The sequence below is a fragment of the Streptomyces sp. NPDC004838 genome, from assembly GCF_053600955.1.
The window spans coordinates 138,661-154,699 of sequence record NZ_JBSGAW010000021.1; the positions used below are offsets into that span (position 1 = coordinate 138,661).

A 16,039-nucleotide genomic window follows, 5' to 3' on the forward strand; every position below is an offset into this window, starting at 1 on the left:
TGCTCGGACACTCGCTCTGCTGAGCGATGCCGAGGGGCGCGTGGAGCGCATTCAGAGCAGGGTGGTGGTAGATGACGAGTGGGACGGCAGAACGCCACATTCCCGCACGTCGCACCGGATCCCCCGCGCTCGTCGCCCTGACCGCAGCAAGCGCCCCGCGGGGCGGACATGGCCGTTCGACTGGAGATGCACGTGGCCGGGCGCATCGAGGATTACGCACTCATCGGGGATATGCAGACCGCCGCGCTGGTCTGCCGGGACGGCACGGCCGACTGGCTGTGCTTGCCCCGCTTCGACTCGCATGCCGTCTTCGCCGGAATCCTCGGAACCGAGGAGCACGGCTTCTGGAGACTGGGCCCCGCCCATACCGCCGGCGCCGAGCCGCCCGCGGCCGACCGCCGCCGCTACCGCGGTGACTCCCTGATCCTCGAATCCGAGTGGGACACCCCGCGCGGCACGGTCCGCGTCACGGACTTCATGCCTCCGCGCGACGGGGCGCCGCAGCTGATCCGGATCGTGGAAGGCGTCAGCGGCCGGGTGCCGATGCGCTCCGCGCTGCGGATGCGGTTCAGTTACGGGCGGGTCGTGCCGTGGGTCCACCAGGTCGACGGCCGTACCGCGGCCGTCGCCGGGCCGGACTCCGTCTGGTTCGACACCCCGACGGAGACCTACGGCAAGAACCTCACCACGTACTCCGACTTCACCGTCTCCCCCGGTGAGCGGATCGCGTTCACCATCTCCTGGCAGCCCTCGCACCACCCGGCGCCGGCGCTCCCGGAGCCCGAGGCGTCGCTGACGGCGACGGAGGACTTCTGGCGGGAGTGGGTGGAGCAGTGTACGTACCACGGTCCCTACCGCGAGGCCGTCGTCCGTTCCCTGATCACGCTGAAGGCGCTGACGTACGCCCCCACCGGCGGCATCGTCGCCGCGCCCACCACCTCCCTCCCGGAGGAGATCGGCGGCGTACGGAACTGGGACTACCGCTACACCTGGCTGCGGGACGCCGCGATCACCCTCTCCTCCCTGCTGCGGACGGGCTACCGCGAGGAGGCCCGCGCCTGGCGCGAGTGGCTGCTGCGCGCGGTGGCGGGCGACCCGGAGAACCTGCAGATCATGTACGGCATCGCGGGCGAGCGGGAACTCGGCGAGGCCGAACTGGACTGGCTGCCCGGCTATGAGAACTCCCGTCCCGTGCGGGTCGGGAACGGCGCGGCCCACCAGCTCCAGCTCGACGTCTACGGCGAGGTCACCGAGGCGCTGCACCTGGCCCATATGACCGGCCTCGCCCGCAACGACTACGCCTCCCTGCTCCAGCTCAAGCTGATCCAGTACCTGGAGAAGCACTGGAACCAGCCGGACGAGGGCATCTGGGAGGTGCGGGGTCCGCGCCGCCACTTCGTGCACTCCAAGGTCATGGCCTGGGTCGCCGTCGACCGGACCATCAAGCTCATCGAGTCCGGTGACGCGGACGGGCCGCTGGAGCGGTGGCGCGATCTGCGCGACGAGATCCACCGCGATGTCTGCGAGAAGGGCTACGACAAGGAACGCAACACGTTCACCCAGTCCTACGGCTCCAAGGAGCTGGACGCGTCGCTGCTGCTCATCCCGCAGATGGGCTTCCTGCCGCCGGACGACAAGCGCGTCATCGGCACGATCGAGGCGATCCAGCGCGAGCTGTCCACCGAGGACGGCTTCATCCTGCGCTACCCCACCGCGGGCGAGCACGCCGGAGTCGACGGCCTCGAGGGCGACGAGGGCGCGTTCCTCGCCTGCTCGTTCTGGCTCGCCGACGACCTCGCGATGATCGGCCGGGTCGACGAGGCCCGCAGGCTCTTCGAGAGGCTGCTCGCACTCCGCAACGACCTCGGGCTGCTCGCCGAGGAGTGGGACTCCCGGCACGGCCGTCAGGTCGGGAACTTCCCGCAGGCGTTCAGCCATGTCCCGCTGATCGACACCGCGCTGCGGCTCACCGCTTCGGGGGCGTACGGAGGGTAGCTCTCGCGGTAGAGCGTACGGAGGCCGGCTCGCGGCAGGAGGCCAGCTCGCGGCAGGGGGAAGGAGCCGGGCGGCGGAACGGGGTAGCGTCCGATCTGCAACGTTCGGCCCTTTCCATCAGTACGCGAGGCGGCAAGTCAGTGGAGACCCAAGGGGAGCCCCAGGGCGGTATCACCGTGCGCAGGGCGCTGGAACTGCCCGGCCTGCGCTCAGGGCTGCCGGAGGTCGTCGCCGGGGCGGACCGGCTCCATCGCACGGTGCGGTGGGTCCACGCCGGCGAGGCCCCCAACATCGCGTCCCTGCTGAAGGGCGGCGAGCTGCTCCTCACGACGGGCCTCGGCCTCGGGACCCGGCCCGCCGAGCAGCGCGCGTTCGTCCGGCGGCTCGCGGACCGCGGGATCGCGGCGCTGGTGGTGGAGCTGGGGCCGCGTTTCCATCGGCTGCCGTCGGCGCTCGTGGAGACGGCCCGGTCGGTCGGGCTCCCGCTGGTGCAACTGCACCGCGAGGTCCCGTTCGTCTCGGTGACCGAGGAGGTCCACACCGAGATCGTCAATGGGCACTACGCCCTGCTGCGGCGGGCCGAGGAGGTCCACCGGCGCTGTACGGAGGTGCTGCTCAGCGGAGGCGGGGTGCCGCAGGTGCTGCGTATCCTGGCCGACTTCGCCGCGAACCCGGTCTTCCTGGAGACGGCGGACGGGGAACTCCTGTACGCGGCGGGCTCCGGATCGGGGGAGGCCGGAGCCGACCCACTCCAGGTGTGGGAGGGTCTGCGCGGCCAGCGCGGGGCACGGGAGACCCCACCCGCCGGAACCGTCCTCGTCGACGTCCCCGGCGGCGGTCAGGGAACCGCGTCGGTACGCGCCCGTCTCGTGCTCCCCGCCCTGTGGTCCCCGCTGCTCACCGTCCACCGCATGGCGGCGGAGCGCGCGGCCGGGCTGCTCGCGATCGTCCTGATGCAGGCGCGCCAGGAGGAGGAGCTGGCGGCGCGCGGCCGGGGCGACTTCCTCACGGACCTCGCGGAGGGCCGCATCACCGCCGAGGACGCGCCCGCCCAGGCCCGGGTCCTCGGCTTCAGACCGGGCGACGGCCCCCTGCTGCCGGTCGTGATGCGGCTCTCCCCGTCCTCGGGAACCTGGGCGCCGCTCGCCCACGCGGTCCTGGAGGAGCTGTCGGCGGTCGGCGTTCCCGTGCTGCTGGGCGTACGCCCGGTGGAGGGCCGGGTTCCGCTGCTCATCGGTCTCCGCTCCGAATCCGAGCGCCCGGCGATCGCGGACCGGGTGGCGGCTGCGCTGCGGGCAGGCGTGGAGCGGGCCGGTATGGAGCGCGCGGGCGCGCATCCCCCGGTCGTCGTCGTCGGCCGCGCGGGCAGCTGGGCGGCGATCCCGGCGAGCCTGCGCCATGCGGCGGAGACGGCGACCGCGGCCCAGGGGCTCACCGACCGGCCCTGGTACGACGCCCGCCGCCTCGACACCGAGCTGCTGCTCTGGCGTCTACGCGACGATCCCGACCTGGCCGCCTTCGTGGAACGCGCCATCGGCCCCCTCCGCGACCACGACGCGACTTCCCGCCCCTCGCTGCTCCCCACGCTGGAGACCTATCTGACCCACGCGGGCCGCAAGGCCGAGACGGCTCGCGAACTCCACCTCAACCGCCAGACCCTCTACAACCGGCTGGCCCGTATCTCCGACCTCCTCGGCACGGACCTGGACGACCCACAGACGGTCCTGGCCCTGAGCCTGGCCCTCAGAGCACGCAGATACGTCGGCTGAGGGGCCCTGACGGCCTGAAGGTCTGAAGGTCTGAGGGCCGTACCGCGCGCCGCTGTCCCCTGTCCCCTTCCGCGCCCGCGGTGAGCCGCCGCGGGCGCGGCGAAACCCGTGGCAGCGGCCCCCGGCCGGCGAGCCCATCGCACGAGGGCGCGGTGAAGACCGGTCACGGAACACGTACGCGCCTCGCGGCTCCGCCGGACGGCCCCGTACGCGCCTCGCGGCACCGCCGCCGTCTCACCGCCCCGCCGCCAGCTCGTCGTACACGCTGAGGACCTGCGCGACCGTCTCGTCCTCCGTCTGCCAGGTGGCCGCCTGGGCCCGGCCCGCCAGGGTCAGTTCGGCGCGCCGGGACGTGTCGCCCAGCAGTTCCGCCACCGCGCGGGCGAGCGCGTCCGCGTCACCGTACGGGATCAGCTCCGCCGCGTCGCCGACGAGTTCGGGCACTCCGCCGACCGAGGTCGCCACGAGGGGAACGCCGAGGCGGAGCGCCTCCTGGGCGAGTACGGAGCGGGCCTCCCAGCGGCTGGGGAGCACGGCGACGTCCGCCGCCGAGAGCAGGTCGGCGACATCGTCCCGGCGGCCGACCAACCGCACGGGCAGCCCCTCGGTCTCGATCCGCCGCTCCAGATCCGCCCTCTCCCGCCCTTCCCCCGCGATCAGAACCAGCGGTACGGGATCCAGCTCCCGCCAGTGACGGGCCGCGTCCAGCAGAGTGCCGTAGCCCCGGTGCGGCACCAGGCTGCCGATGCTCATGACCAAGGGGCGGTCCACCAAGCCCAGTTCGGCCCTGGCCTTGCCCTCGACGCAGGGCTGCCGGGGCGCGGGCACGGCGACCGGCGCGAGGCGGGCGTCACGGGCGCCGCGCTGACGGGCGAAGTCGACGAGTTCGGAGCAGGTGCCGAGGACGACGGCCGCCGCCCGTACGGCCCTGCGTTCCAGCAGCCGGAGCAGTTGCCGACGCGCCCCGCGGCCGTGCGCCCGCGTGTGCCAGGTGACGACCAGCGGCACCCGCCGTCCGCTGAGCGCCAGCGCGGTCCGTACGGCGGCGTGCACACCGTGCGCGTGCACCAGGTCGGCGCCCTCGCAGGCCGTGCGCAGGGCGCTGACGGCCACGGGATCCCCCCGGCGCGGCACGGGCGCGAAGTGCGCCCCCGCGCCCGGGAAGTCGTAGCGGCGTTCCAGTTCGGCGGGGGCGCACACGGTCACCCGTACGCCCCGCGCCACCAGCCCCGCGGCCAGCGACCGGACGTGCGCGCTGCTGTCGGCGCTGCCGCCGCCGAGCACTTGGACCGTATGCAGCTGTGTCACCCGCCAAGGATGCCAGTCCGTACGGCCCCTCCGGGAACGCGTCTGTGCGGAACCGGGAGTTCCGCGCCCCCGTCTCACTCACACGGGGGATCCGGCGACGGGCCGGCCGTTCACCCGTCCGTACCCGGCCGCCGCGATCGGACCGCCACGATCAGACCCGCCGCGTCCCGCGCCGGTCCGGTGCGTCCGCTGTCCGCTGTCCGCTGTCCGCTGTCCGCTGTCCGCTGTCCGCTGTCCGCGACGATCGCGGCCCCGAGGGCCGCGCCCAGCGCGCGGGCTCCGCTGTCGCCGAGCACCGTCCGCTCGCCGGGGCCGTCATGGATGGCGCGTGACCACGCCGTCCGCACCGCCGGGCACCGCCCGCCTCAGTGCCTCGTACGCTCCCCTGCTCGCCCCGGCGGCGGTGAGGAACGTGCCGGCGCGGCTCAGCCGTCCGCCCGTGCCGCGGCGAGCAGTTCCTCCGCGTGGGCGCGCGCCGTCTCGGAGTCCTCCTGGCCCGCGAGCATCCGCGACAGCTCGCGTACCCGGTCCTCGCCCTCCAGCACGGTGACGCCGCTCCTGGTCACCGAACCGTCGCTGGTCTTCTCGACCAGCAGCTGACGGTCGGCGAACGCGGCCACCTGCGGCAGATGCGTCACCACGACGACCTGCGCGGATTTCGCGAGCTTCGCCAGCCGCCGCCCGATCTCGACGGCGGCCTTTCCGCCGACCCCCGCGTCGACCTCGTCGAAGAGATAGGTGGGTACGGGGTCGGTACCCGCGAAGACGACCTCGACGGCGAGCATCACCCGCGACAACTCACCGCCGGACGCGCCCTTGGCGATCGGCCGGGGCGGCGCGCCCGGATGCGGGGCGAGCAGCAGTTCGACCTCGTCGACGCCGTGCGGACCGTATGCCACCGTCCGGCCGTCGACCTCGACGCCGTCGGGGTCGACGGTCTGCCGGATCGCGAAGGACACGCGCGCGTGCGGCATCGCGAGGGACGCCAGTTCCTCGGTGACGGCCGACGCGAACCTCTGCGCCGCCTCCGTACGGGCGTCGGTCAATGCCCGGGCGAGCACGGACAGTTCCGAGCGCAGGACGTCCCGCTCCGCGGCGAGTTCGCCGATCCGGTCGTCGTCGCCCTCCAGTTCGCCGAGCCGGGCCGCGCCTTCCTCCGCCCAGGCCAGGACGGTCTGGATGTCCTCGCCGTATTTGCGGGTCAGTGCGGTGAGCGCGGCCCGCCGTTCCTCGACGGCCGCCAGCCGGCGCGGATCGGCGTCCAGATCGTCGGCGTATCCGGCGAGTTCGCCCGCGACGTCGGCCAGGAGGATGGAGATCTCGCCCATGCGTTCGGCGAGTGAGGACAGGGCCGGATCGTGGGAGCGGACGGCCTCCAGGGCCCGTCCCGCACCGGCCACCAGCGTGGTCGCGTCGACGCCTTCCGGGTCCTCGGGGTTGCCCGCGAGCGCCGCGTGCGCGACGGAGGCGGCGGAGGCGAGGGCTTCGGCATGGCCGAGGCGCTCGGCCTCGGCGGCGAGTTCGACGTCCTCACCGGGCCGTGGTTCGACGCCCGCGATCTCGTTCAGCCCGAACCGCAGGTGATCCGCTTCCTGTGCGCGTTCCCTGGCGCGCGTGGTGAGCTCGTCCAGCTCGGAGCTGACGGCCCGCAGCCGTCGGTACGCACTCGCGTACTCGGCGTGGAGCCCGGCGAAGGCGCCGCACGTGTCACCGTCACGGGCGCCACGGGCACCGTCCGAGCCGCCGGGCCCGGCGGCTCCGCCCGCGTACCGGTCGAGCGCCTCGCGCTGACGGGACGGGCGCAGCAGCCCCTGCTGGTCGGTCTGGCCGTGCACGGCGACGAGTTCGTCGGCCAGCTCGGCCAGCAGCCCCACCGGCACGGAACGCCCGCCCAGGTGCGCCCGCGAGCGCCCTTCCGCGGATACGGTCCTGCTGATCAGCAGCGCGCCGTCCTCGAGCTCGGCCCCGGCCTCCTCGGCCCGTACGGCAGCGGACGCCCCCGCGCGTACGCGGATACGCCCCTCCACGACGGCGGACTTCGCGCCGATCCGCACCAGCGCCGGGTCGGCGCGCCCGCCGAGCAGCAGCCCCAGGCTGGTGACGACCATGGTCTTGCCCGCGCCGGTCTCGCCGGTCACCGCGGTGAAACCGGGGGACAGCTCGACGACAGCGTCGTCGATGACCCCGAGCGACCGTATCCTCATCTCCTCCAACACGGACACGACCTTACGAGGTTTCGGTCGCGGGGCGCGACGCAGACCCTCCTCACCGGCGGCCGCCCCCGCCAGGCCGACGGCCTACGCCTTTCCCGCGTGCGCGCCTGGGCTACCTCTCAGTGCGGCGGCGGCGCTCCCCGCCACCCCGACACCGGGAGCGCGAACTTGGCCACCAGCCGGCCGGTGAACGACGCGTGATGCAGCCGGGCGAGCCGCACCGGAACCGCCCCCCGGCGCACCTCCACGCGCGCCCCCGGCGGCAGTTCCACGGTCCTGCGCCCGTCGCACCAGAGCACCCCGTGCGGTGTGTGCGGCTGCACCTCCACCGCGAGGACCGAGGCGGGTGACGTCACCAGCGGCCTGGCGAACAGGGCGTGCGCGCTGATCGGCACCATCAGCAGCGCCTCCACCTCGGGCCACACCACGGGACCGCCCGCGGAGAACGCGTACGCGGTCGACCCGGTCGGCGTGGCGCAGACGATGCCGTCGCAGCCGAACGCCGTCACCGGCCTCCCGTCGATCTCCAGCACGACCTCCAGTATCCGGTCGGGCGACACCTTCTGGACGGCCGCCTCGTTGAGCGCCCAGTCCTGGTGGACGATGTCGCCGTTGCGGTGCACGGCGACGTCGACGGTCATGCGCTCCTCGACCTCGTACTCGCGGCTGACGACTCTGTCGACCACCTTGTCGAGGTCGTCGCGCTCGGCCTCGGCGAGAAATCCGACGCGCCCGAGATTGACGCCGAGCATCGGCACGCCGGAGGCGCGGGCGAACTCCGCACCGCGCAGCAGTGTTCCGTCTCCGCCGAGGACGATGAGCAGTTCACAGCCGTCGAGGGCCGCGGGCGTCGCCTCGCGCACGGTCTCCACGGACGGCGGCAGCGGCAGATCGGCCGCCTCCGCCTCCAGGACGCGTACGCCGAGACCGCAGCGGAGCAGTCCCTGCACGACGAGTTCGGCGCTGCGGATGGCCGCCGGGCGCCCGGTGTGCGCGAGCAGGAAAACGGTGCGCGCTGTTGTCTCTGCTGGTGTGGTCAACGAGGTCCCTCCGCCACTGCACGGTCGACGTCCGCCGGATCCAGCTCGGGCGCGCCGGCCCTGAGCCACAGAAAGTACTCGACATTCCCGGAGGGTCCGGGCAGCGGACTGGCGGTGACGCCCAGCACGCCCAGACCGAGTTCCGCGGCCTGGTCGGCCACGGCCCGTACCGCCTCCTTGCGCAGTTCGGGGCTCCGTACGACTCCCCCACTGCCCAGGCGCTCCTTGCCGACTTCGAACTGCGGCTTCACCATCAGCACCAGATCCGCGTCGGGGGCCGTGCACCGGACGATCGCGGGCAGGACGAGGCCCAGGGGGATGAAGGAGAGATCTCCCACCACCAGGTCCACCGCCTCACCGCCGATCGTCTCCGGTGTCAGCTCGCGCACATTCGTACGGTCCTTGACGGTGACGCGTTCATCGCTCTGCAGAGACCAGGCGAGTTGTCCGTATCCGACGTCGACGGCGACGACATGGGCGACGCCGGCGCGCAGCAGCACATCGGTGAATCCGCCGGTCGACGCTCCGGCGTCCAGGGCTCGCCGCCCTTCGACCTTGAGGCCGAGGGGCACGAACGCGGCCAGCGCCCCGGCGAGCTTGTGCCCGCCGCGCGAGACATAGCCGGGGTCGGTGTCGTCGGGCGCGACGACGATGGCGGCGCTCGTCTCGACCTGGGTGGCGGATTTGGCCGCGACGTTGCCGCCGACGCTCACGCGTCCCGCGGCGATGAGCTGGCCCGCGTGTTCTCGCGAGCGGGCGAGGCTGCGGCGTACCAGCTCCGCGTCGAGACGGCGACGGGCGACTCCTGCCACGTTCGGTTCAGCTCCTGTGGTCGTACGAGGGTGGTGATGCGGGGGTCACCGGTGCCGGCGGCCCCTGGCGGGCGTCGAGCGCGGTGAGCGTGGAGCGCAGACCCCGATGGACATCCTCGTACACCTCCAGGTGACCATCGGCCGTGAGGTGATCCACATCGGCGAGCCGTTCCATGAGGACGTCCACCGCGGTATGGCCGGTGGGCGCCCGCGGTACTCCGAGGGGCGTGGGACCGGCGGGTTCGTGCTGCCGCGGGGCCTGTGCCGTCGCGGCGTCCGCCTCCGCCCCGGCCTCCGCGGATCCGTTCACCTCTGGGCGGGGGCTCTGCGGGTCCGGCGTCAAGTCGCTCATGCCCAGACGCTACCGCGTAGCCCTGCGGTACCGTCGATCACGATGGCGACGACGGAAGAGTGCCGCAGCGCGCTCAAGAGACTCAGCGACAACCTCGCGCGGGCGGACGGTGATGTGCGCAGTGCCACCGCGCTCGACCGGTCGCTCAGCTGCCACATCACGGACTTGGACGTCACCTTCACCGGCCGCCTCCGGGACGGCCGGATCGAGGTCGCCGACACGGCCGAGGGCCCACCGCGCGAGAAGGCGCAGATCCGGCTCGCGATGACGGGCGACGACCTGGTGGCGATGGTGGACGGCGGGCTGAACTTCGCGAAGGCGTGGGCCTCGGGCCGGGTGAAACTGGAGGCGGGGTTCCGCGATCTGCTGCGGCTCAGAACCCTGCTGTAGTCACCACCCTGCTGTCGTCACCACCCTGCTGTCGTCAGCGGCGGCCGAGGGAGTCCGGCGGCGGTCACAGCACCTTCGCCGCCGTACGCCGCCGGGACGCCGTGTCCTCCCGTGGTCCCGCCCCGGCCGCCGGAGCCGGGTCGTCCTTCACAGCCGTGCGCCGGCGGGCCGCCGGGACCACCAGCGGCGTACCGGACTCCGGATCGTCGATGACCTGGCTCTTCACCCCGAAGACCGCCTCCACCAGCTCCGAGGTGACCACGTCCGACGGCGCGCCCTCGGCGGCGATCATGCCGTCGCGCAGGGCGATGAGGTGAGTCGCGTACCGGGCGGCCTGGTTGAGGTCGTGGAGTACGGCGACGAGCGTCCGCCCCTGTGTCTCGTGCAACTCCGCGCACAGGTCGAGCACCTCGATCTGGTGCTGGATGTCGAGGAAGGTCGTGGGCTCGTCGAGGAGGAGCAGTGGGGTCTGCTGGGCGAGCGCCATCGCGATCCAGACGCGCTGCCGCTGCCCTCCGGACAGTTCGTCGACATAGCGATCCGCCAACTCGTCGACTCCGGTCGCCTCCATCGACTCCCGTACGACGCGCTCGTCGTCCGGCGACCACTGCCGCAGGAGCCCCTGGTGCGGATAGCGACCGCGCGCCACGAGATCGGCGACCGTGATCCCGTCGGGCGCGGTCGACGACTGCGGCAGCAGCCCGAGTTTCCGCGCGACCTTCTTGGCGGGGAGCGAGTGGATGACCTGCCCGTCGAGCAGGACCCTGCCCCGGGTGGGTTTCAGCATCCGGGCGAGGGCGCGCAGCAGGGTCGACTTGCCGCAGGCGTTGGGGCCGACGATCACCGTGAAGGAGTTGTCGGGTATCCGCACCGACAGGTCCTCGGCTATCACCCGCCGGTCGTAGCCGAGCGTGACCGATTCCGCGGTAAGTCGCTGCATGTGGTCGCACTCCTGGATCGAGGGGTCCGATGACCGGCGGTTCGACGCCCGGCCCGCCTCATGTCCGGCTTCGGAAGGACCGACACCCGTTACGAGGTTAGGTAAGCCTACCCTCTCGAAGGTCCCCGAGTCCCGGGCCGACCGAACTCCACGCCGACCGACCGGACCAGGACTCCGACCAAAACTCCGGACCAGGCCGGACCAGGACTCCGGAACCGGCCCCTGCGGCCGTCCCTCGGCGACGGGTCCACCACCCGGCCGTCCCACCGCCCCGGCCGATCGACAGCGCCAACCGGGCCTACAGCCCCAGCCTGGAGAGCGCCTTGCCCGCGTCCGCCGTACAGACGCCGTCCCCGGCGTCGGTCCAGGCCGCCGCGCAGAGCGCCCGCAGCCCGTCCATCGGCGCGCCATCACCCTCCAGCACCAGTCGGCCGTCCGCCACCGACGCGGTCCAGCCACCGCACCGGAATCCGCCTCCGCCGGCCTCGGTCACATCGGGCTGTGCGGTCAGCATCCCCCGCAGATCGGCGTCCACATACGTCGGCCGGTGGTGGGGCGCCGCCGCCAGCAGCCGCGCCCCGTCGGTGACCCCGGTCAGCACGAGCAGCGAGTCGACTCCTCCGTTGAACGCGCCCTCGATATCGGTGTCCAGCCGGTCGCCCACCACCAGCGGCCGCTTCGCACCGGTCCGCAGGATCGTCTCCCGGTGCATCGGGGGCAGCGGCTTCCCCGCCACCTGTGGCTCGGCGCCCGTGGCGATCCGTACGACTTCCACGGCCGCGCCGTTGCCGGGGGCGATCCCCCGCCCGCTCGGGATCGTCAGATCGGTGTTGGACGCGAACCACGGCACGCCTCGCGCGATCGCGTAGCACGCCTCCGCGAACCGTCCCCAGCGAAGATCCGGCCCGCCGTACCCCTGCGCCACCGCCACCGGATCGTCGTCCGCGGACTCCACCGGTTCGAGCCCGCGCTCGCGCAGCGCGACCCACAGCCCCTCTCCGCCGACGACCAGCACCCGTGACCCGGCCGGCACCTGTTCGGAGATCAGCCGGGCCACCGCCTGGGCGGAGTTGATGACCTCCTCCGCGTCCGTCGGCACCCCCAGCTCGGTGATGTGCGCGGCCACGGCCTCCGGCGGACGCAGCGCGTTGTTCGTCACATACGCGAGACGCATCCCGTCCTCCCGCGCGGCCAGCAGCGAGTCCACGGCGTACGCGATCGCCGCACCGCCCGCGTACACGACACCGTCCAGGTCGAGCAGCGCGGTGTCGTACGCGGCACTCAGCACCGTCGCGCTCCCGTCCGGCCGGGTCCTACTCTGCTGGGTCATGCGTCCTCGCCCCTCGATCGGTGCCGCTTCCCGTCACTCACTCCCCCGATCATCGCGCATGCCGTCACGCGCATACGATGCACGGATGAACAGCGAAGGTCCCGCGGCCGACGACGGTCTGCGACTGATCCCCTTCCGCGGACTGCGCTATGTCCCCGAACGGGTCGGCTCACTCGCCGCGGTGACCTCGCCGCCGTACGACGTCGTCGTCCGGCCCGACGGACTGCACCATCTCGAGTCGGCGGACCCGTACAACATCGTCCGGCTGATCCTGCCCCAGGCCGCCACCCCGGCCGCCCGCCATCAGCAGGCCGCCGACACCCTCGCCCGCTGGCTCGACAAGGGCATCCTCGCCCCGGACCCCGAACCCGCGCTCTATGTGTACGAGCAACGGCACGGCGACACCGTCCAGCGGGGCGTCATCGGCGCACTCGCCCTGTCGGAACCCTCGGAGGGAGTCGTCCTCCCGCACGAGGACGTGATGCCCGACATCGTCGCGGACCGCGCGGCCCTGATGCGCGCCACGGAGGCCAACCTCGAACCGCTGCTGCTCACCTACCGCAGCACCGGCAACGCGACCGGGGCGACCGCCGTCATCGAACGGACCGTGCGGCGTCGCCCGCTGCTGGCCACCACGACGGAGGACGGCTTCAGCCATCGGCTCTGGTCCGTCACCGAAGCCGCGGACCTCGCCGCGATCGACGCGGACCTCTCCGGGCGCCAGGCCCTGATCGCCGACGGCCACCACCGCTGGGCGACCTATCTGCGGCTGCGCGCCGAGCACCCTGCGGACGGCCCGTGGGGTCACGGACTCGTCCTGCTGATCGACACGGCCCGTTACCCCCTGCGGGTACGGGCGATCCACCGGCTGCTGCACCGCCTCACGGTCGCCGACGCCCTCACCGCACTCGGCGGCTCCTTCGGCGTCCGGCGTCTCGAAGTCCCGCTTCCCCGCGCCCTGGAGGCGCTCGCCGAGGCCGCGGCCGACGGCAACGCGTTCCTGTTGGCAGGTGACGGCGCCTTCTACCTCGTCGACCGTCCGGACCCGGAACTGCTGTCCCGCACGGTCCGCGCCGACCGCCCCGAGGCTTGGCGCACCCTCGACGCGACCGTCCTCCACTCGACACTCCTGGACGACGTCTGGCGGATCCCGGACGCCCCGGAGGAGATCGCGTACATCCACGACACGGAGGCGGCTGTCCTCCAAGCCGAACGCAACGGCAGCACGGCGGTGCTGATGCACCCGGTACACGAGGACGTCGTCAGGGACCTGGCCCGCGAGGGCGTCATGATGCCCCGTAAGTCCACGTCCTTCGGCCCGAAGCCGGCGACGGGTCTGGTGATGAGGAGCCTCGCACTGGAGCAATCGGAGCAACCGAAGTAACGGAGAAGGGCGGCCACTTCGATGAGTGGCCGCCCTTCTCTGGTCCCCGATCCGCGTACCGCTACTCGCCCCTGTCGCCTTCGCCTTCGGCGTCGGCGTCGGCGTCGGCGTCGGCGTCGGCGTCGGCGTCGTACGAGCGTGAGGGCTCGTCACCCTCCGGCTCGTCCTTCACGTCTTCTTCGGCTTCGGCGTCGTCCGTGACGTGCTGCTCCTGCTCGAAGTCGGAGTCCTCGTCGGGGTCGATGGCGTCGACGAACTCCACACCGTCCAGCTCTGCCAGCCTGTCGGAGGCGTCGGTCGCGCCGTCCTTGTCGGCTTCCAGCGACTTGGCGAACCACTCGCGGGCCTCGTCCTCACGCCCGGCCGCCAGCAGCGCGTCGGCGTACGCGTACCGCAGCCGTGCGGTCCAGGGCTGTATGGAGCTGGAAGCCAGCTCCGGGCTCTGCAGGGTCACGATGGCGGCGTCGAGCTGCCCCATGTCCCGGCGTGCCCCGGCCGCCACCAGCCGCATCTCCACCTGCCCGGCCTTGTCCAGCTTCAGCACCTCGGGCTCGCCGGCCATGGCCAGCGCCCGTTCGGGCCGCCCGAGCCCGCGCTCGCAGTCCGCCATGACGGGCCACAGCTCGACACCGCCGGTCATCCGCCGAGCCGCCCTGAACTCGGCCAGCGCCTCGGTGTAACGCTGTGTCGCGTACGCGGCGAATCCCGCGGCCTCCCGGACGGCGGCCACACGGGACGCCAGCCGCAGCGCGATCTTGGAGTAGGCGTATGCCTGCTCGGGGTCTTCGTCGATCAGCTTCGCCACCATGACGAGGTTCTTGGAGACATCCTCGGCAAGTCCTTTCGGCAGGCTCTGCAGCTCCTGCCGGACATCGTGGTCGATCTCCTCACCGGTGACGTCCTCGGGGATCGGCAGCCGCTTGATCGGCTCACGCTCCGGACGGTCGCGGTCCTCGCGCCGACCGTAGCCACCGCGGTCGTCACGACGCCCATAGCCTCCGCCGCCACCGGAACGCCCACGCCGGTCACGGTCACGGTCGCCGGGCCGTCCTCCTCGGTCGTCACGAGGCCCGCGATATCCGCCGCGGTCGTCGTCACGCCGGTAGGAGGGCCGGTCATCGCGCCGGAACCCACCCGAACGGTCGTCGCGACGCGGACCACGGTCATCGTCACGGCGGAACGATGGACGCTCATCACGCCTGTCGTCACGCCGGAACCCACCCGGCCGATCATCACGACGCGGACCACGGTCATCGTCACGGCGGAACGACGGCCGGTCATCACGCCTGTCGTCACGCCGGAACGAGGGACGGTCATCACGACGATCGTCCCGACGCGGACCACGGTCGTCATCACGCCGGAACGACGGCCGGTCATCGCGACGCGGACCACGGTCGCGGTCGTCCCTGCGTCCATACCCGCCACCGGCACCACCAGGCCGCCCACCACGGTCATCACGCGATCCGCGATATCCGCCGCGGTCGTCGTCACGACGGTAGGAGGACCGGTCATCGCGCCGGGGACCACCGGAACGATCGTCACGACGCGGACCACGATCATCATCGCGACGGAACGACGGACGCTCATCACGCCTGTCGTCACGCCGGAACGAGGGACGGTCATCACGACGATCGCCCCGACGCGGACCACGATCATCGTCACGCCGGAACGAGGGACGGTCATCGCGCCGGGGACCGCGGTCGCGGTCATCCCTGCGTCCATACCCACCGCCGGCACCACCAGGCCGCCCACCACGGTCATCACGCGATCCGCGATATCCGCCGCGGTCGTCGTCACGACGGTAGGAGGACCGGTCATCGCGCCGGGGACCACGATCGCGGTCATCCCCGCGGAATCCACCCGGCCGGTCGTCACGACGATCGTCCCGACGCCCATAGCCGCCGCCACTACCGCCGTGGCTGCTACCACCGCCGGCAGGACGCCCCCCACGGTCGTCGCGGGGGCCACGGTATCCGCCACGGTCGGTGTCACGACGCGGGCCACGGTCACGGTCATCGCGACCACCACGGAATCCGTCCCGGTCACCACCGTCCCTGCGGCGTGGCTCCCGCTCCGGTCGATCGTCGGGAGAGTTGGTGGACATCGTGACTCCTGTCTTGAGGTACTGCGGTCATTCTCGCGCAATCCGCCCCCGGAAGCGCCTCCGCGAATAAAAAAGGACCCTTGGTCCAGCGTGAACGCTGGACCAAGGGTCCTGAAAGATTGTTCGGCGGCGTCCTACTCTCCCACAGGGTCCCCCCTGCAGTACCATCGGCGCTGTAAGGCTTAGCTTCCGGGTTCGGAATGTAACCGGGCGTTTCCCTCACGCAATAACCACCGAAACACAATGAAACACACAACCCGCCACCCAACCCCACAGGGGGGGTGCGGTTGTTCGTGGTTTCAGAACTAACACAGTGGACGCGAGCAACTGAGGACAAGCCCTCGGCCTATTAGTACCGGTCACCTCCAGCGGTCACCCGCCTTCCAGATCCGGCCTATCAAC

At 72.2% G+C, this 16,039-nt stretch carries 14 protein-coding genes and 1 rRNA gene; 4 read left to right on the forward strand and 11 right to left on the reverse strand.

Translation table 11 applies throughout. The features are described from left to right. Positions 1 to 192 precede the first annotated feature (192 nt). Both ACWEFL_RS23595 and ACWEFL_RS23600 read left to right on the forward strand, forming a co-directional pair. Positions 193 to 1,995: a glycoside hydrolase family 15 protein gene (locus tag ACWEFL_RS23595; protein WP_451715988.1), complete on the forward strand. Its 1,803-nt coding sequence runs from the start codon at positions 193 to 195 to the stop codon at positions 1,993 to 1,995. A gap of 140 nt (positions 1,996 to 2,135) precedes the next feature. Next, a complete protein-coding gene (locus ACWEFL_RS23600; RefSeq protein ID WP_451715931.1) occupies positions 2,136 to 3,764 on the forward strand; it encodes a PucR family transcriptional regulator in 1,629 nt (542 codons plus the stop codon). Positions 3,765 to 3,998: 234 nt separating this feature from the next. On the opposite strand, the gene ACWEFL_RS23605 is transcribed toward ACWEFL_RS23600, so the two are convergent. The 6 genes from ACWEFL_RS23605 to ACWEFL_RS23630 all read right to left on the reverse strand — a co-directional run bounded on the left by ACWEFL_RS23605 (position 3,999) and on the right by ACWEFL_RS23630 (position 9,489). Then, complete coding sequence (locus ACWEFL_RS23605; protein ID WP_451715933.1) at positions 3,999 to 5,072, reverse strand: glycosyltransferase family 4 protein; 1,074 nt, start codon at positions 5,070 to 5,072, stop codon at positions 3,999 to 4,001. Between the two features lie 110 nt (positions 5,073 to 5,182). Continuing rightward, positions 5,183 to 5,419, reverse strand: a complete 237-nt coding sequence (locus tag ACWEFL_RS23610) for a hypothetical protein (RefSeq protein WP_451715935.1) — start codon at positions 5,417 to 5,419, stop codon at positions 5,183 to 5,185. 78 nt (positions 5,420 to 5,497) lie between these two features. Beyond that, positions 5,498 to 7,276 carry a DNA repair protein RecN gene (locus tag ACWEFL_RS23615; RefSeq protein ID WP_451715990.1) on the reverse strand — a complete coding sequence of 593 codons (1,779 nt, stop codon included), beginning with the start codon at positions 7,274 to 7,276 and terminating at the stop codon, positions 5,498 to 5,500. A 128-nt stretch (positions 7,277 to 7,404) separates the two neighbouring features. Continuing rightward, on the reverse strand, positions 7,405 to 8,325 hold the full coding sequence (locus ACWEFL_RS23620) for an NAD kinase (RefSeq protein ID WP_451715938.1): 921 nt from the start codon (positions 8,323 to 8,325) through the stop codon (positions 7,405 to 7,407). Further along, positions 8,322 to 9,137 carry a TlyA family RNA methyltransferase gene (locus ACWEFL_RS23625; protein ID WP_451715940.1) on the reverse strand — a complete coding sequence of 272 codons (816 nt, stop codon included), beginning with the start codon at positions 9,135 to 9,137 and terminating at the stop codon, positions 8,322 to 8,324. Before ACWEFL_RS23625 ends, ACWEFL_RS23620 begins: the two co-directional genes overlap by 4 nt. A 7-nt stretch (positions 9,138 to 9,144) precedes the next feature. Further along, a complete protein-coding gene (locus tag ACWEFL_RS23630) occupies positions 9,145 to 9,489 on the reverse strand; it encodes a hypothetical protein (protein ID WP_451715942.1) in 345 nt (114 codons plus the stop codon). Between the two features lie 42 nt (positions 9,490 to 9,531). Here ACWEFL_RS23630 and ACWEFL_RS23635 point away from each other — a divergent pair, with 42 nt between their 5' ends. Continuing rightward, the gene (locus ACWEFL_RS23635; protein WP_451715945.1) at positions 9,532 to 9,879 is read left to right on the forward strand and encodes an SCP2 sterol-binding domain-containing protein; all 348 of its coding nucleotides are present in this window, start codon (positions 9,532 to 9,534) and stop codon (positions 9,877 to 9,879) included. Positions 9,880 to 9,943: 64 nt separating this feature from the next. Here the strand turns inward: ACWEFL_RS23635 and ACWEFL_RS23640 are convergent, their stop codons facing one another. Both ACWEFL_RS23640 and ACWEFL_RS23645 read right to left on the reverse strand, forming a co-directional pair. Next, positions 9,944 to 10,819: an ABC transporter ATP-binding protein gene (locus ACWEFL_RS23640; protein WP_451715948.1), complete on the reverse strand. Its 876-nt coding sequence runs from the start codon at positions 10,817 to 10,819 to the stop codon at positions 9,944 to 9,946. 298 nt (positions 10,820 to 11,117) lie between these two features. Further along, the gene (locus ACWEFL_RS23645; protein ID WP_451715951.1) at positions 11,118 to 12,149 is read right to left on the reverse strand and encodes an HAD hydrolase-like protein; all 1,032 of its coding nucleotides are present in this window, start codon (positions 12,147 to 12,149) and stop codon (positions 11,118 to 11,120) included. An 85-nt stretch (positions 12,150 to 12,234) separates the two neighbouring features. Between ACWEFL_RS23645 and ACWEFL_RS23650 the strand changes: the two genes are divergently transcribed. Further along, complete coding sequence (locus ACWEFL_RS23650; protein WP_451715954.1) at positions 12,235 to 13,533, forward strand: DUF1015 family protein; 1,299 nt, start codon at positions 12,235 to 12,237, stop codon at positions 13,531 to 13,533. Positions 13,534 to 13,594: 61 nt separating this feature from the next. Here ACWEFL_RS23650 and ACWEFL_RS23655 read toward each other — a convergent pair whose 3' ends face one another. From ACWEFL_RS23655 to rrf, 3 genes are all read right to left on the reverse strand, one after another. Further along, positions 13,595 to 14,341, reverse strand: a complete 747-nt coding sequence (locus ACWEFL_RS23655) for a tetratricopeptide repeat protein (RefSeq protein WP_451715957.1) — start codon at positions 14,339 to 14,341, stop codon at positions 13,595 to 13,597. After that, positions 14,326 to 15,579, reverse strand: coding sequence for a hypothetical protein (locus ACWEFL_RS23660; protein ID WP_451715960.1), 1,254 nt, complete (start codon positions 15,577 to 15,579; stop codon positions 14,326 to 14,328). Before ACWEFL_RS23660 ends, ACWEFL_RS23655 begins: the two co-directional genes overlap by 16 nt. A 179-nt stretch (positions 15,580 to 15,758) precedes the next feature. Continuing rightward, positions 15,759 to 15,875 (reverse strand): 5S ribosomal RNA (gene rrf / locus ACWEFL_RS23665). Positions 15,876 to 16,039: the final 164 nt, after the last annotated feature.

Bases quoted from the DNA above. Each gene is read 5' to 3' on its own strand.
- ACWEFL_RS23640 (WP_451715948.1), bottom strand. From the start codon at position 10,819: ATGCAGCGACTTACCGCGGAATCGGTCACGCTCGGCTACGACCGGCGG.
- ACWEFL_RS23635 (WP_451715945.1), top strand. From the start codon at position 9,532: ATGGCGACGACGGAAGAGTGCCGCAGCGCGCTCAAGAGACTCAGCGAC.
- ACWEFL_RS23630 (WP_451715942.1), bottom strand. From the start codon at position 9,489: ATGAGCGACTTGACGCCGGACCCGCAGAGCCCCCGCCCAGAGGTGAAC.
- ACWEFL_RS23655 (WP_451715957.1), bottom strand. From the start codon at position 14,341: ATGGTGGCGAAGCTGATCGACGAAGACCCCGAGCAGGCATACGCCTAC.
- ACWEFL_RS23615 (WP_451715990.1), bottom strand. From the start codon at position 7,276: ATGAGGATACGGTCGCTCGGGGTCATCGACGACGCTGTCGTCGAGCTG.
- ACWEFL_RS23645 (WP_451715951.1), bottom strand. From the start codon at position 12,149: ATGACCCAGCAGAGTAGGACCCGGCCGGACGGGAGCGCGACGGTGCTG.
- ACWEFL_RS23650 (WP_451715954.1), top strand. From the start codon at position 12,235: ATGAACAGCGAAGGTCCCGCGGCCGACGACGGTCTGCGACTGATCCCC.